15 protein-coding genes are annotated in these 14,919 nt (G+C 56.8%); 3 read left to right on the forward strand and 12 right to left on the reverse strand.

The genetic code is table 11. The features are described from left to right. Nucleotides 1–86 precede the first annotated feature (86 nt). The gene (locus tag GHO25_RS08170; RefSeq protein WP_153390534.1) at nucleotides 87–971 is read right to left on the reverse strand and encodes an NAD(P)/FAD-dependent oxidoreductase; all 885 of its coding nucleotides are present in this window, start codon (nucleotides 969–971) and stop codon (nucleotides 87–89) included. Between the two features lie 143 nt (nucleotides 972–1,114). Here GHO25_RS08170 and GHO25_RS08175 point away from each other — a divergent pair, with 143 nt between their 5' ends. Further along, nucleotides 1,115–1,573, forward strand: coding sequence for an Rrf2 family transcriptional regulator (locus GHO25_RS08175; protein WP_153390536.1), 459 nt, complete (start codon nucleotides 1,115–1,117; stop codon nucleotides 1,571–1,573). Nucleotides 1,574–1,667: 94 nt separating this feature from the next. Here GHO25_RS08175 and GHO25_RS08180 read toward each other — a convergent pair whose 3' ends face one another. The 3 genes from GHO25_RS08180 to GHO25_RS08190 all read right to left on the reverse strand — a co-directional run bounded on the left by GHO25_RS08180 (nucleotide 1,668) and on the right by GHO25_RS08190 (nucleotide 4,313). Next, entirely contained in the window at nucleotides 1,668–2,990 is a 1,323-nt protein-coding gene (locus tag GHO25_RS08180; protein WP_153390539.1) for a type II toxin-antitoxin system HipA family toxin, read from the reverse strand. After that, the gene (locus GHO25_RS08185) at nucleotides 2,974–3,357 is read right to left on the reverse strand and encodes a helix-turn-helix domain-containing protein (protein WP_178110030.1); all 384 of its coding nucleotides are present in this window, start codon (nucleotides 3,355–3,357) and stop codon (nucleotides 2,974–2,976) included. Before GHO25_RS08185 ends, GHO25_RS08180 begins: the two co-directional genes overlap by 17 nt. Before the next feature lie 182 nt (nucleotides 3,358–3,539). Beyond that, a complete protein-coding gene (locus GHO25_RS08190; protein WP_153390541.1) occupies nucleotides 3,540–4,313 on the reverse strand; it encodes a helix-turn-helix domain-containing protein in 774 nt (257 codons plus the stop codon). Between the two features lie 117 nt (nucleotides 4,314–4,430). On the opposite strand from GHO25_RS08190, the gene GHO25_RS08195 reads away from it, so the two are divergent. Continuing rightward, the gene (locus GHO25_RS08195; RefSeq protein WP_153390543.1) at nucleotides 4,431–5,306 is read left to right on the forward strand and encodes an EamA family transporter; all 876 of its coding nucleotides are present in this window, start codon (nucleotides 4,431–4,433) and stop codon (nucleotides 5,304–5,306) included. Nucleotides 5,307–5,451: 145 nt separating this feature from the next. Here the strand turns inward: GHO25_RS08195 and GHO25_RS08200 are convergent, their stop codons facing one another. The 8 genes from GHO25_RS08200 to GHO25_RS08235 form a co-directional block, all read right to left on the reverse strand. Next, nucleotides 5,452–6,087: a hypothetical protein gene (locus tag GHO25_RS08200; RefSeq protein WP_048372871.1), complete on the reverse strand. Its 636-nt coding sequence runs from the start codon at nucleotides 6,085–6,087 to the stop codon at nucleotides 5,452–5,454. Next, nucleotides 6,087–6,785, reverse strand: a complete 699-nt coding sequence (locus GHO25_RS08205) for a hypothetical protein (protein WP_048372868.1) — start codon at nucleotides 6,783–6,785, stop codon at nucleotides 6,087–6,089. The genes GHO25_RS08200 and GHO25_RS08205 overlap by 1 nt, the downstream gene beginning before the upstream one ends. 72 nt (nucleotides 6,786–6,857) lie before the next feature. Continuing rightward, nucleotides 6,858–7,619: a phosphate ABC transporter ATP-binding protein PstB gene (gene pstB, locus GHO25_RS08210; protein ID WP_218581072.1), complete on the reverse strand. Its 762-nt coding sequence runs from the start codon at nucleotides 7,617–7,619 to the stop codon at nucleotides 6,858–6,860. Between the two features lie 75 nt (nucleotides 7,620–7,694). Then, complete coding sequence (pstA, locus tag GHO25_RS08215; RefSeq protein ID WP_048372866.1) at nucleotides 7,695–8,588, reverse strand: phosphate ABC transporter permease PstA; 894 nt, start codon at nucleotides 8,586–8,588, stop codon at nucleotides 7,695–7,697. Beyond that, a complete protein-coding gene (pstC, locus tag GHO25_RS08220) occupies nucleotides 8,588–9,553 on the reverse strand; it encodes a phosphate ABC transporter permease subunit PstC (protein WP_048372864.1) in 966 nt (321 codons plus the stop codon). The genes pstA and pstC overlap by 1 nt, the downstream gene beginning before the upstream one ends. A 71-nt stretch (nucleotides 9,554–9,624) precedes the next feature. Further along, nucleotides 9,625–10,656 carry a phosphate ABC transporter substrate-binding protein PstS gene (gene pstS, locus GHO25_RS08225; protein WP_048372862.1) on the reverse strand — a complete coding sequence of 344 codons (1,032 nt, stop codon included), beginning with the start codon at nucleotides 10,654–10,656 and terminating at the stop codon, nucleotides 9,625–9,627. Between the two features lie 736 nt (nucleotides 10,657–11,392). Beyond that, the gene (locus GHO25_RS08230; RefSeq protein WP_153390545.1) at nucleotides 11,393–12,289 is read right to left on the reverse strand and encodes an EcsC family protein; all 897 of its coding nucleotides are present in this window, start codon (nucleotides 12,287–12,289) and stop codon (nucleotides 11,393–11,395) included. Nucleotides 12,290–12,568: 279 nt separating this feature from the next. After that, nucleotides 12,569–13,171 carry a response regulator transcription factor gene (locus GHO25_RS08235; RefSeq protein WP_153390547.1) on the reverse strand — a complete coding sequence of 201 codons (603 nt, stop codon included), beginning with the start codon at nucleotides 13,169–13,171 and terminating at the stop codon, nucleotides 12,569–12,571. Between the two features lie 113 nt (nucleotides 13,172–13,284). Here GHO25_RS08235 and GHO25_RS08240 point away from each other — a divergent pair, with 113 nt between their 5' ends. Continuing rightward, nucleotides 13,285–14,895 (forward strand): hybrid sensor histidine kinase/response regulator, encoded by a 1,611-nt coding sequence (locus tag GHO25_RS08240; RefSeq protein ID WP_153390549.1) that lies wholly within the window; start codon nucleotides 13,285–13,287, stop codon nucleotides 14,893–14,895. The last annotated feature ends 24 nt before the right edge of the window (nucleotides 14,896–14,919 follow it).

Here is a 14,919-nt window from a genome sequence, read left to right on the forward strand (position 1 = left end):
CGCGCGCTCTTCAACTCTAGACCCAGTTTGCTGCGCGACAGCGCGGCGTCGAAGACGGGGCGGCCCCTCCTACAGGGGTGTTGGGGTTAGCGGAACATCAGTGATTGATGCGCCGCCGCGCCGGTTCGCGCGCCATCACCCACGGCAATGGCCACGTTGCCAGCGGCCACGGCTGCATCGCCACAGGCAAATACACCTGGCACGCTGGTTTCGCGGGTGGCATTGACCTTGATGAAATCCCCCATCGGCCCGGCCTCGAACTCGCAGCCCAGTTGCACGGGCAACGGGCTGGCCATGTGTATGTGCGGCTGGGTAAACACGCCTGCCAACTCAACCACACGACCGCTGGCCAGCGTTACATCCGCGTGGCCGCTGATGGACACAACCCGCTCGCGTTCCAGCGTAACCCCACGTTTTTCGAGGCTGGCCAGTTGTTCGGCGTCGGGCTCAAACACACCATTCAGAAACAAGGTAGTCGGGCCCCAATCCGGCAGCATCAGCGCCTGATGCAACGCCACTGGCGTGGCTGCCAGCACCCCGATCGGCCCGCGGTCCAGTTCATAGCCGTGGCAGTACGGGCAGTGAAATACATATTTGCCCCAGCGCTCTGCCAGCCCCGGGATTTCTGGCAGGACATCGACCATGCCGGTGGCAATGATCAAACGCCGCGCCGCAAAGCGTTGTTCGTCTGCCGTCACCACGGCAAACCCTTCAGCGCATTGTCCGGCCTTGACCGCCGATTGATCGACCCACTCAACGTTCGGGTACGCCAGCAATTGCGCTCGCGCCTGAGCGGCTATCTCGCCAGGGGCGCGACCGTCCTGCCCGAGAAACCCGTGCGAGTGCTGGGCAAATCGATTGCGCCGAAGCCCCGCATCAATCACCAACACCTTGCGTCGTCCCCGCGCCAGTTGTAAGCCCGCGGACAGCCCGGCATAGCTCCCACCCACAATCACTACGTCGTAAACCATTATCACGCCTCCCGTTATCTCTTCGACCCCTCGAAGATTTCTCGACACAACGTAAGTTACGTGAAGTGGGCGTGTCAACACTCTCGTAACTTTTAGTGTGGCGAGCGATACTCTGCGCACCTTCACGCTTGAAACGAACGCCCATGAGAAACGACACCCGCCTGTCCCGCATGCTGCACGTCCTGATCCACATGGCGCGCCACGAACACCCGGCGACCTCCGACACCCTTGCGCAGATGCTGGGCACCAACCCCGTGGTCATTCGGCGCACCATGGCCCTACTCAAGGAGCAAGGTTACGTACGCTCAGAAAAGGGCCATCGCGGCGGCTGGACTCTGGTCAAACCGCTGGCGGACATGACCTTGCTGGACATCCACGAAGCCCTCGGCTCGGCCTCGCTATTCGCCATTGGCCTATCCACCGACCACCCGGAATGCCTGGTTGAACAAGCCGTGAATGCCGCCCTTACCGATGCTTTCGATGCCGCTCAAGCACTGCTGATCGAACGCCTTGGCAGTGTGACGCTGGAGCAGTTGGCGGAGGATTTTGAGGCGCGTTTTCAGGGGTTGGGGCTGTGTGAGGGGGGAAGCACGGCGCAGTGATGTGGGGGACTTTTAGGGCCGTTAAACGACGTTAAGATCGTCGCCTTACAGCCCCTGTATTGGGAGTGTTGAGTGGCGGCACTCAGAGGACGGGTTACAGGTCTTTTGCCAGGTAAAGCCGGTGAGACGCTGCAATTTGGTCGATAAGCGCGTCTGGAACCTGCGCCTTAGTCGCAAAGGTTTTCCAGCGACTGACGGCTGAAGCAACCTTTTTGATGACTGTTCGCGGATTAAAGTTGGCGATATGAGTCGCGACCCTGAGCAGGTCGTCGAGCACAAAGTCATCCCGCTTTCCGTTGAGTGTCATTTGGTGTTTGGCAGTCCAGTCTCCGTTGGGATTGTAGGACCAGCAGACGTCGTAGGCTGGCGTCAGTTTCCAGATACCGTCGCGCCAGACCATGAATGCAATGTTGCGCGTATGGTCATCCTGGTTGCGCGCCAAGACATTGAAAACCATGCGCCGGTAGAGCTCAATTTGCTCAAGACGACTCAGCTCCAGATCACGACATACCATCAGCGCCGATTCATAGCTGTAACTACCAGGGGCGTTGTAGTCAGCCTGATCCATCGCGCACAGGGTCTGGACGTGCAGCTTGTCGCCGTCTTCCATTCGATCGAAGCGCTTGGTCATGAAGTGAGACCGCGCCCCCTCTTGTAGCAACCTGCACTCGGTCATCTCGATCCCTGCGGCCTTGGCCATCAGATGGTAGGCATACTCGACTTTACCGAACCCTTGCGGGTCACCCAGTGCGTTTTCTTTTTGGTCGACATCAAACTTGAGCAACCAATAGCTGTAGCCTTCTGGCGCCAGAATTTGACCGGAGCAAATCTCACCGCTTTTTTCATTGAGGGCAATAATGGCCTTGGCCCGTGCGCCGCCAGCAGATGAGCCAATTTTAAACAGACTTTTCAACGCCTCGTCTTCGCGGTCTGTTTGGGGGGCGAGCCGCAGGCCGTCGAGTGGGTCATGGCGGTCTGCCAGAATCTTGCCGGCAAGGTCGACCAGTGTATCTATCTGCAGGCGCTCAATGGTGTCTGCCGGCTTCAATGCAGCAGGCTTGTATTCAAGGGCTCCCATGCCGCGGCTACCGATGTAGAGCAAGCGCTCGACCGGAGTGAAAGTCTTGGGGTCCCGGTTTTGGGTGGCCAGCCAGCTATCGATCACTGCATTACCGAAGTCGTCCGGTAATGAATCAGACAAGCATGGCGGCAGGCGTTTGAACGCTTTGTCTGGAAGCGATGCAAATTCGTAGATCACTTCAGGTTCGGCTCGCATCGTAAGCGGGGCGAGTTGCAGGCCGATCAAGCAAAACTCTGGCTCAAATTCAAACGTGCCGGTCGGAACCGGACGTGTTTCGTCCCAGAGAACGGCGCCTACTTTCCTGTCCCAGATCCATACCTCAGCGACTTTCGCCATGGTCTTTTCTCGTTGTTATTTTAGGGAAGAGCAGTTTGCCTGTAGTGCTGCCCGGATACTTCTGGCTTACATCCTTTGATGCATTTTTTGGGCGGCCTTTAGCCCTGAGGCGCAAAGAAGGGGTTTTAGACGCTGCCAAAGGGCTGGCTGGCGCAGGACTAGTCAGCGCTGTAAGCAGTTCCAGAGCATTGAGTTCTCTTAACGCCGCAATCAGGACGGCAAGGGTGCCTTTGCCTTTTTCAAGTTTTTGCAGGGTCGGCGTACTGACACCGATGGCTTCAGCCAGTTGCTCCTGGGTTGTGTTTTTGCGCAATCGACGCTCACGGATGGCTTTACCCAACTGAATGGCAATGGCTTCGTCAGACATGCGTTGAATACGCATAAGGTAAATAATCCTTTGTGTAATGGCTGTTTTGAGCTTTAAGCCAAATATTTGTTTGTATTGTAGGTCATAGAAAAAGAGACCTTCTATTTAATACAAATAAAAATTCATGTTGTTGGTCATTTTTTGGATTTATACAAAAAATTATTTGTATTGTCCTACTCGTGCTATTGCGCAAAATACCGGCTCGGAACCTCACCCAAGACTTTGCGAAACACGCTGGTAAACGCGCTGGGGCTGCTGTAGCCCAAGTCGGTGGCGACCCGTGTGACCGGTTCGCCGTTGCCCAGGCGCACCACTGCGGCCAATAAGCAGGCTTGTTGGCGCCATTCGACAAAACTGATGCCGGTCTGTTGGCGAAACAGCCGGGTGAAGGTGCGGCGGCTCATGCCCACTTGTCGGCTCATGTCGTTGATCCCGATGTCCAGTGACGGCTGCGCCAGCAAGTGGCGGCAGGCACGTGCAAGCCGGGGTTCGTTGGGCAGGGGCGCGTTGAGGGACAAGGGCGGCATGGCGGCGATTTCGTGCAGCAACAAGCGCATCAGCAGGCCCTCACGCTGGGTCTCGTCGTACAGTGCAGGGATGTCCTGGGCTTGCAGCAATAACTGACGCAGCAGGGGCGAAACGCCGAAGACCTGGCAGTGGCCGGGCAGGGCGAGTTGCCCGGCGGCCGGGTTGGCAATGTACGTGTTGAGCATGGTCACCGGCCCGGCCATGGTCATTTCGTGAGCCACTCCCGCCGGCACCCAGATCGCCCGTTGCGGCGGCACCACCCAGTTGCCCTGGCCGCTGAACACTGTAATCACGCCGCAAGCGGCATAGGCAAATTGCCCGCGTTGATGGGTGTGCAGCGCAAAGTGCTGCCCGTCGGGGTAGTTGTTGGCTGTGACGACGGCATCACGGGGCGTGTTTTCGTAAGGATCTATGTCTATTTCGCGCATGGCCCGAATTTAATGAATATTGACCTTGCAGTGCAAGCGGGCCATGTCGCGTATTGCGCATAGTGACGTCCAGCGAATGCAGACAGGCATCCGCGTTGACGACTGGACGCCATTACGATGCAAAACAAACACCTGGCCTTGGCCATCGCCGTGACGGCGATGTGGGGGCTTAACTTTCCCATCACTAAACTGGGGCTTGCGGCCATTGATCCGCTGTTGCTCACCGCGCTGCGCTTTACGCTGGCGGCGCTACCGTGGGTGTTTTTTATCAATCGACCGCCCATCGCCCTTAAATGGCTGGCGGCGTATGGATTGATTTTCGGCGTGGCGATGTGGGCGCTGATTAACCTGGGCATTGAGATGGGCGTGCCGCCGGGCACCGCTGCTCTGTTGATTCAGTTCAGTGCGTTTTTCACGTTGGGCTGGGGCGTGTTGCTGTTTGGTGAGCGGTTGAGTGTTGGGCAGAAGCTCGGGGTAGGGTTCGGGGTGTTGGGGCTGATCAGTATCATCCTCAGCAGCCCCGGCCATGGGTTGCTGGTGGGCTATGGGTTGCTGGTGGTGAGTGCCTTTAGCTGGAGTGTGGGCAATATCATCATCAAGCAGTCGAGAGTGCGGGAAATCTTTGCCTTTGTGGTCTGGGCCAGTCTGTTCCCGCCGCTGCCGTTGCTTGCGCTCACGTGGCTGGCGCACGGCAGCGCGCCGTTTGTCAGCGTTGTTTCGCACGTTGAGTGGGTGGCCGTGTTGTCGCTGTTGTTTCAGGTCTATGTCGCGACGCATTTTTGCTATTGGGGCTGGAATGTATTGCTCAGGGAATACCCGGTGTCCCGGGTTGCACCGTTGTCGTTGCTGATCCCGGTGTTCGGGGTTGTGGGCTCGATGCTGATGCTGGGCCATCGGGTGGGGGCGAGCGAAGCGGTGTCGCTGGGGGTGATGTTGCTGGCGCTGGTGGTGGGGATGGTGAGGTGGCCGCGACGGCTTGTTGGCCGGACGTAGCCACTTTGAATGGCGGTCCTGCGGCCCGCATCGCAGCCTTCGTGCCTCGTCAGCTCCTACAAAAGCTGCATGAACCCTATAGTCGCTGCCGAAGCATGAGGCTGCGATGGGTTGCGAAGCGACCCTGAGTGGCGGGCTACAGGGATCAGGAAGAAAACGCCCTGGCGGTTTGTGTTGCCGGGGCTGGGCGTTTGAACGAGTGCTGCCAGTCCAGTTGCGCCTGGACCACGGCGACGGCGTCCAGCACTTGCCGGGCCCAGTTTTCGTCTTCAGGGTGAACCACGACAACGCGGAAACCGTGGTCCTGACCTTCAAGCCTCACGCCTTCGGAGTCATCCACATGCAGGTCGATATCAAAGGCCGATGGCAATTTCGACGGGGCGTTTGAAAGCCCGCGAGCGGCCAGCGCAAGGCTGTGGCGATCACTGTTGACCACGCCGTCAACGCGGATGCCGTACAGCATGAGCCAGCGCTTGATGTAGGCCGGGGTGCGGCCGGACGAGGTGTAGACCCAAATGCTGCAGCCCTGGCGACGCAGTTCTCGGATGAGGGCGCGGGTGCCGAAACGCAGCGGTTCACCCAACCAGCGATGGACGCAATCGGGCAGGCGGCTTTGCTCGACGTCGCAGTGGTGAAGCTGGCAGGCGAGGGTGTCATCGATATCAAACGAAATACGCACGCGCTGGCGTTTTTGCAGCGATGTCGGGAGGCTGGCCTGGACGGCCTGCTTTAATCGACCGACCACCGTAGGGCCGTTAGCGAGGGTTGATTCCTTGTTCATCAGTGCCTTCCTTGAATGACGGTCAAGGGTTTGTCTTTAAGAAAAAACTTTCTGGGAGCCGGTGATTGATCTTCCAGGAAAGCTGCGTACTTCTTCTTGATCTTGGGCAATTCATACAACGCTCTGACGCCATGTTTGGCCGAATTGCGTATGACCGATGACGGGTTGAAGTAGCCTTCGGCGTTTTCCAGCGTCAGTACAAACGGCGGCAAGCCTTCACGCATGAGCAAATAGCTGACGATCAGTGAACCGCTGCGGTGATTGCCTTCGATAAACAATTGCGGCTCGCTGAGGATGCGTACATAGACCCCGGCCGCACGCTTCCACACGGACTCGTTGCGATGCGCGCCGTACCAGTTGAACAAGTCCTTTATGCCTCCCTCAACGTTGTTGAAGAAATGCTCCTCGGTCGCCAACAGGTGCTGAGCGTATTCCAGGCGACGCTGCGGGTCGCTGCCACACAGCACGGTCGCATTGATCTCCAGCATCAGGTTGAGTTGCTGAAGGTCAAACAGGTCGACACCCCGAGCGACATAGTCATCAATCAGCGCATAGCCTTCAAGCACATTGTTGAGCACTTCGTCGGTCAGCGGATCGCGCTGCTCGGTAAAGTGCCGGCTGAGCTCGGCAAAGCCGCTTTGAACCTCACGCAGTGAGTGTTCAATGGCTGGCAGATCAAGACGACGCGATGCAGGCATTGGTATCCCTGAAAAACAGTAAAAAACACGTTGAAACAAACCGATGCCCGCTGAAGTGCGGGCGCCTGTTAATCAGCTGAACTTGCCGGTGATGTAGTCACTGGTCATTTGTTCGCGTGGGCTATCGAAGATCTGGGTGGTAGGCCCCATCTCAACCAGATAACCGGTACGGGTGCCCTGGGAGATATCCACCGAGAAAAACGCCGTGGTATCCGCCACACGAATGGCTTGCTGCATGTTATGGGTCACCAGGGCGATGGTGTAGTCCTTTTTCAGCTCGACCATCAGCTCTTCCACACGACGGGTCGCGATCGGGTCGAGTGCCGAGCAAGGTTCATCCAGCAGCAGCACTTCTGGCTCGGTGGCGATGGCGCGGGCGATGCACAGACGCTGTTGTTGACCACCGGACAGCGACAGGCCGCTGACCTTGAGCTTGTCCTTGACCTCATCCCACAACGCGGCGCCTTGCAGGGCGTGTTTGACGCGGTCGCCAATGTCGCCCTTATAGCGGTTGAGGCGCAGGCCGAAGGCGACGTTGTCGAAGATGCTCATCGAGAACGGGTTCGGCTGCTGGAACACCATGCCGATGTAGCGGCGTACCACGACAGGGTCTACGCCCTTGCCGTAGACGTCCTGCCCGAGGAAGTGCACATGGCCTTCAAAGCGGAAGCCTTTAACCAGGTCGTTCATGCGATTGAGGCTACGCAGCACGGTACTTTTACCGCAGCCAGACGGGCCGATGAAGCCGGTAATCTTGTTCTTTTCAATCGGCACATGGCTGTCACGGACGGCCAGGAAGTTGCCGTAGAAAATCTTGTCCAGCTTGCAGTCCATGACCACCGGGGCCTGGGTGATAAACGGAGCGGCTATTTGCGCAGTTGATACGTTCAAAATCAGGTGCTCCCTATCTCAATACTTGGGCTTGCCGAAAATACGGCTGACGATATTCACGAGCAGTACGATCATCACCAGCACCAGCGAAGCTGCCCAGGCAAGTTCGAGCTGGTTGTCAAAGGGCATGCCAGAGAAGTTGTAAATCAGTACGGCAAGCGAGGCCGTTGGATTCATCACCGCCAGGCTGCCGTCGTGGTAGATCCAGTAGTTGCTGAACAGTGCGGTAAACAGCAGCGGCGCGGTTTCACCGGCGGCGCGTGCGACGGCGAGCATCACACCGGTCAAAATGGCCGGCAGGCCGGTGGGCAAGACGATTTTCCAGATGACTTGTGAGCGGGTGCAGCCCATGCCGTAAGCGGCGTCTTTCATGATCTTGGGCACCATCTTCATCGACTCTTCAGCCGTCAGCACCACGATTGGCAGCATCAACACGGCCAGTGCCACGCCACCGGCTGGCGCCGAGTAGGTCCCGGTGGTCATCACCACCAGCGCGTAGGCAAATACACCGGCCAGAATCGACGGCAGGCCGGTGAGCATTTTGGCGGCAAAGCGCGAGGCGTTGGCCAGCTTGCTGTCCGGGCCCAGCTCAGCGAGGAACACGGCAGCCAGGATGCCGACCGGCACCGCGATGGCAGCGGCGATACCGACCATCACAAACGTACCGGCCAGGGCGTTACCGAAACCGCCGCCGGTCTCAAAACCGGTGGGTGGCAGCTCGGTGAACACTTCAAGACTCAGGCGGGCACCGCCGCGGGTGATCAACATATAAAGCACGGAAATCAGCGGCACACTGGCCAGCAGCGCGCCAAACCACACCAGCGTGGTCAAAATCAGGCTGCGCAACGAGCGGCCTTCGAGCCGACGTTGCAGGCTTGGCAGCGCCTTGGTAGGGGACGTGAGGTTTGTCATTACTTATGACCCCGCTGGGCGTAGAGCATGATCATGGAGCCGAACACGTTAACCAGCAGCGTGATGAACATCAGCACCAGGGCTGCGTACATCAGCACTTCGATCTCGTTAGGCCCGGCTTCAGGGAAGTTCAGTGCCAGCAAGGCGGCCAGTGTATTGGCCGGCGCAAACAGGGACAGTGAAATATTGTTTGCATTGCCTACCAGCATCGCCAGGGCCATGGTTTCACCCAGCGCACGGCCGAGGCCGAGTACCAGGGAGCCGAAAATACCGGTGGCGGCCGATGGCACCATCACCTTGAGAATCGCTTCCCAGTGGGTGGTGCCCATGCCGTAGGCGGCTTGCTTGGTTTTCATCGGGACGGCGGTGAGGGCGTCCTGCGAAACAGCAGCAATGGTCGGCAAAATCATGATTGCCAGTACCAGTGCCGCGGGGAGAAGTCCCGGCCCGCTTAAAGAGGTGCCGAAGAAAGGAATCCAGCCCAGCTCAGTGTTCAGCCACGCGGTCAGCGGGCGAATGGCCGGTATCACCACGTAGATGCCCCACAGGCCATACACCACACTCGGGATGGCGGCGAGCAGTTCTACGATGGTGCGAAACACAGCAGCCAGTTTGGCTGGCAAAAAATCCTGGGTCAGGAAAATCGCCATGCTGACGCCGAACACGCCTGCGATCAGCAACGCGATAAAGGCACTGTAAAGCGTGCCCCAAATAGCCGGCAGAATGCCGTATTTGCCTTGGTTAACGTCCCAGACACTGCCGAAAATCACGTCAAAGCCGTGCTTTTCCATGCCGGGAAGGGCCTTGCGTCCTACCTCGAATACCAAGGCGAAGACCAACGCCAGAATCAAAACGACCCCTATGCGAGCGAGTGCACGGAAGGTGCGATCAACCAGAAAGTCCTTCGTGGACGGTGGTTGGCAAGCAGAATCCGGATTAACCGGTACGACAAATGGTGTATTCATTGGCTAATTCCGGAGCTGGGGGGACACTCTCCCGGCATGGCAAGCGCCTGCCGGGAGAGACCTCACGCGTGTTACTGGATGTTGGCAGACGCTTTGCGAACTTGATCAACAACCGACGGTGGCAGCGGGATGTAGCCCATCGAGTCAGAGATTTTCTGACCTTCAGTCAGGCCGTACTCAACCATTTCACGCATGGCTTTGGCCTTGGCCGGGTTTTCGTTGTGCTTGCGGAAGATCATCCAGGTGTACGTGGTGATCGGGTAAGACTTGGCACCGTCCGGATCTGGCAGCCAGGCCACCAGGTCTTCTGGCATCTTCACCGCAGCCAAGGCTTCGGCGCCGCTTTCAGCGTTAGGCACAACATACTCGCCGGCCTTGTTTTGCAGTTGAGCGAAGTCTACTTTGGCCAACTTGGCGAAGCCGTATTCGATGTAACCGATGGCGCCTGGAGTCTGACGAACGGTGGCAGTCACACCATCGTTTTTAGGCGATTTGATGAACTTGTCGCTGGCAGGCCAGTTAACAGTGTTGCCTTCACCCAGGTCTTTTTTGAACTCAGGGTTGATAGCAGCCAAGTGCTTGGTGAAGACCGCGGTGGTACCGCTGGAGTCAGCACGCACCACCACAGTGATCGGCAGATCCGGCAGCTTCAGGCCAGGGTTGGCGGCAGCGATCAGTGGGTCGTTCCACTTGGTGATCTTGCCCAGGAAGATGTTGGAGTACACATCACGTGGCAATTTCAGCTCTTTCGGGTTGCCTGGCAGGTTGAACGCCAAGACGATTTCACCGGCGGTCATCGGCAGCAATTGCACGCCTTCGGCCACTTTGGCGATGTCTTCTTTGCTCATTGCCGAGTCGCTTGCAGCGAAATCAACGGTCTTGTTCAAAAAGTCCTGAACGCCCGCACCGCTGCCCTTGGACTGATAGTCCACGGTGACACCAGGGGTTTTCTTACTGAAATCTTTAAACCAGGTCAGGTAAATCGGAGCCGGGAAACTGGCACCGGAACCTGTCAGACGTACGCTCTCAGCAGCAAATGCCGCCGACGTAGCGCAGAGAGAAACAGCAACAGCCAGTGCAGCAGACTTCATTAAGCTTTTCATCAAAGAAATTCCGTGTGAGATCGGGCCCGAGAACTTTGCAACAATCGTGTGACACTTTTATGAATGCCGATTGTTCTTACAGGGTCATCAGCACCCTGGGTGTCCCTCGATCTGGGTCCTTCGCACACTGAAACGGGCGAGTTACTTCACTCCCATGCTTAATCCTAATGTTGGAAACTGCTGCTTTGATCGACGCCAGGGCGCTTTGAGGTTGGAGCGTAGACGGGTGGGTAGAGGTGGTAAAAGGCAGTGTCGGACATTATTTAACATTTTAGGTTGGCGGTTTTGATGGAGGATATGGGGGGGGCGCCATCATCTGTGATTGTGTGATTTTCTAGAGGGATCGAGCAGATTCGTTTGCTTAAACGATTTTATTGGGGGGGATGGCGGTTTGATCATGGGGAGATTTGCTAGCTAGACATAGGGACAGGGGATTGATGAAAGGTGCGAGTGCCGACATTTATTAACTGTTTGTTTGGGGCTTGCTACTGCAATTGGGGGTAGGAGGTCTGAGAGTCATTCTCGAGCTGATGAAGGGATGACGGACTTGGGCATACACAAGAAGACCTGGGAATTTAGTGATTCCCAGGTTTGTACCTCGTTGCCCATTTAGCGGATTGCTAGGTAAAGCCGTCCTGAGCCGTTGCCGACAAAGCATTAGCCTGATCATCGAGATAATATCGCCGAAGATTTTGAGGCTAGGTTTTACTTCGCAACCTCAGCTTTGCTGAGGGTCTTAAACTGTTTCTAAGGCTTCGGTGTAGTGTGGGTCATAATCTTTAGCTGGTTTTACCGTCACCTCAATGACTCCAGGGCCATACTTGTGTGCTAAGAAGCGCTCCCGGTAAAGATAGAAAGCAGCGTCGCAGACTTTCATGGTGAAGTAGGCGTTGAAACCGCCACCCACAATTGCACCCACGGCCGGGATTGTTTGTGCCAGTTTTGCTTTTGTGAGACGTATGCCCAGAGACTTGGCTATTTCTTGGATGATCTTCACAAAAACACTTTTTTCCAGCTCCTGCCATGTTGCCTTTTTCGCGACATCCTGAGAAATCTTGATCAGTTGAGCCATGGCGAGTGCTTTGGAACTGTCGGTTGGAGAGGACGCCAGTCCAAGGACGTTAAAGGCGAACAGCCGCTCTTCCTGACGTGAGGTATCAAAACCGTAATAGGCTGCGTATTCGCCGATTGCCCGAAGGTTAAGTGTAATCAACGTTGGAATATCGACGGCAAGACCTGCAATGCCTACCGCACCTGCTCCTGCACCTTCCACCAGAGCGATGCCCTTGTATTTTGCGCCCAGAAAACCAACAACCTTGTCGATCTGCTCCAGATCTAAGTCGTGGATGTCTTTATGGGTATTAATCGTGCTATGCCCGTCGCCACGAAACTCTTCAAAAATAGCTTCCGGCCGAACGCTCCACTGGGCTGCGTCGTGACATACGCTGGTCAAACCTTCGATAGCGCCTTGGATCGCGGGGCCGACACCTGGTGTCTTGAACAGTAGATCACCAGCTTTGTCCAACGGCTGGTTTATCACTTTCATAGCTTGACCGAACCAGCCAATGTCAGGCTCTTTCCAGTTGTGAATTTCCTTGAGTGCGTGTTGCTCGTACTTGCTCATTTTCTGCATGCTGGATCCTTGGTAGTGAATCAATCGTCAGTGATTGCCAAATGCCATTATGCCGTGAGAAATTCATTTTCACTCGTCCCTATTTGGGGCTCTCGCACCTATTAGCTGTCGGCATGTGCACATTCCCCTCCCCGTTGATGTAAAGGCTAAAGTTGGTTTATCTCAAAGTGTTTTTGTGGAGCTTCTCGGGGGCAGCATGCGTACGTTGCTGGATTAGGAACACGCTATTAGCTCATCTGTGTTACTTACGCCGTACTTGCGCACTGATACAGTCAGGCCTCAATGGATACCTGAATACTTCACCGCCGCTGCTGCCCGAGAGGGCACATTCAAGGCGCGCAAGAGTGCCGACACATGAATACGCACGGTAAAGGGCGAAATAGAGAGTTCTTTGGCAATTTCTTTGTTGGTCTTGCCGTCCGCAATCAGGCGCAGCACTTCCTGCTGGCGAGTGGTGAGCACATGGGTGTGCAGTGGCAGCAAGCCCGAGGGCGCACATTTAACCAGTACATTGCCTTCTCGAATTTCCAGCAGCGCCTGCCCGATGTCGTCCGGGGCGATATTTTTGCCAATAAAACCGTCGATGCCCAAAGCCATCACCTGCTCGATCAGCGCCGGGTCATCGACCATTGACACGACGATCAGCGTGGTGCGCCGCAACGTTTGTCTCAGCTCATGCAAAAGGCTCATGCAGGTCAGACCGGGAAAGCGCAGGTCGAGAATAAGCGTATCGACTTCTTCGCCCGTTTGTATCAACGCCTTGACCGTCTGAAAGTCGCCCGCCTGCTCGACCGTCGCCTCAGGTAACAGGCGTTGCACGGTGCGCAGCATCCCCTCGCGAAACATCGGGTGGTCGTCGGCAATAATGATTCTGCATGACATATCGTGTTTTACCTTGAGTCAGGCTTTTTATAAGGATGGCTTTAGCATCGAGCCTGTTGATAACCCGCAGGGCCCATCACGGCCTGCCAGATGCTCAGTTCAGGATGCTCTGTATGACGTTTCAGAAGAACACCGAACTCGACCAGGCCAACTTGCGCATCATTGTGACCCTCTGCGCCATTGGCTATATCAGCGTGCTGGGCTTTCTGCCAGGGCACCAAGTAGAGCGTTATCTCCCTGTCATCCTTTATTACGTGCTGTTCCTGCTGGCGTCCATTGGCTTTCGTTACGCCATTTCTCATTGGCCCGGGCATTACCCTGTGCGCCGGATTTTGGGGATGGTTCACGACTACACCGGGACCTCGTTCGGGTTGATCGTCGGCGCAGAAGCCGCGCTGCCTCTCTACGCGGTGATGGTCTGGATCAACCTGGGCAACGGCATGCGCTATGGTTCGCGCTACTTGGCCATTGCCACGGCGCTGGCGCTGCTGGCGTTAATGATCGTCTACTGGCTGACACCCTGGTGGCAGACGCAACCGTTTATGGTGCTGATGCTGATGATCACCAGCACGGTGATTCCGGTGTATGCCCACCTCTTGCTGGAGCGCACGCGCAAAGCGTCTGAAGAAGCTGTAGCCGCCAACCTGGAAAAATCCCGCTTTCTGGCCCAGGCCAGCCATGACCTGCGCCAGCCCATCCATTCCATCGGCCTTTTTACCGCGTGCTTGCGCGAAGCCCGCTTGGGGGATGACGAGCAACGCCTGGTGGACAGCATCGACCGCTCGCTCCTCAACGTCTCGCAACTCTTTCGCTCGATACTCGACCTCTACACCCTGGACAACGGCCGCGTACTGCCCACCTTTCAGCCCCTGCACCTGGGGGATTTTTTGGCCGACGTGGTACGACAAAATGCCGAAGCTGCGCGTTGGGCCGGTGTTGAATTGCGCCTGCGGCCTTGCCCGCATTGGGTTCGGGCCGACCCTGTGCTGCTCACAACCATGGTGCAAAACATACTGTCCAATTGCTTCAAGTACGGTGCTCAGCGCCCGGTACTGATCGGCGTGCGCAAACGCGGTCAAGGGCTTGCGATCGAGGTTCATGACCAAGGGCGGGGCATCCATAAAGAGCACCTGCTAAAAGTCTTCGACGAGTTTTACCGCGTGCGCCATCAGCGCGACAAAGACGTTGAAGGCGTTGGCCTGGGCCTTTCCATCGTCAAGCGGCTGGGCCTCTTGATGAACCTTGAAGTTGCTATCCGCTCGCGGGTCGGCCACGGCACGTCAGTCTGCTTGTATGGTTTAGCGCCGACAGTGCCGCCGCCCACCCTTGCCCCTCAAGAAGGCGAGCACAAAACCTGGCTGCTCACAGGCTTGAAAGTCTGCCTGGTCGAAGATGATCACAACGTATTAATGGCCACCCGCGCACTGCTGGAGCGCTGGGGGTGTACAGTGCAGGCCGAATTGACCGGGCAAAACCTGAGCAGCGACTGCGACGTCATCATCGCCGACTATGACCTGGGCAACCACGCAACCGGCATCGAGTGCATCAACAGCCTGCGCCAACAACGCGGCTGGGCGGTGCCCGCGTTGATACTCAGCGGGCACGACACCGATAAAATCCAGACACAGCTTCGAGAAAACGATATCGCCATCCTCTCCAAACCCGTGCGCCCGACAGAATTACGCACAACATTGCGAGAACTAGCGCGCAAACAAACGGATTAACCAGCGGTTAGCGCGAGTGCGAGC

The organism is Pseudomonas sp. FSL R10-1350 (genome assembly GCF_009600525.1).
Taxonomy (GTDB): domain Bacteria; phylum Pseudomonadota; class Gammaproteobacteria; order Pseudomonadales; family Pseudomonadaceae; genus Aquipseudomonas; species Aquipseudomonas helleri.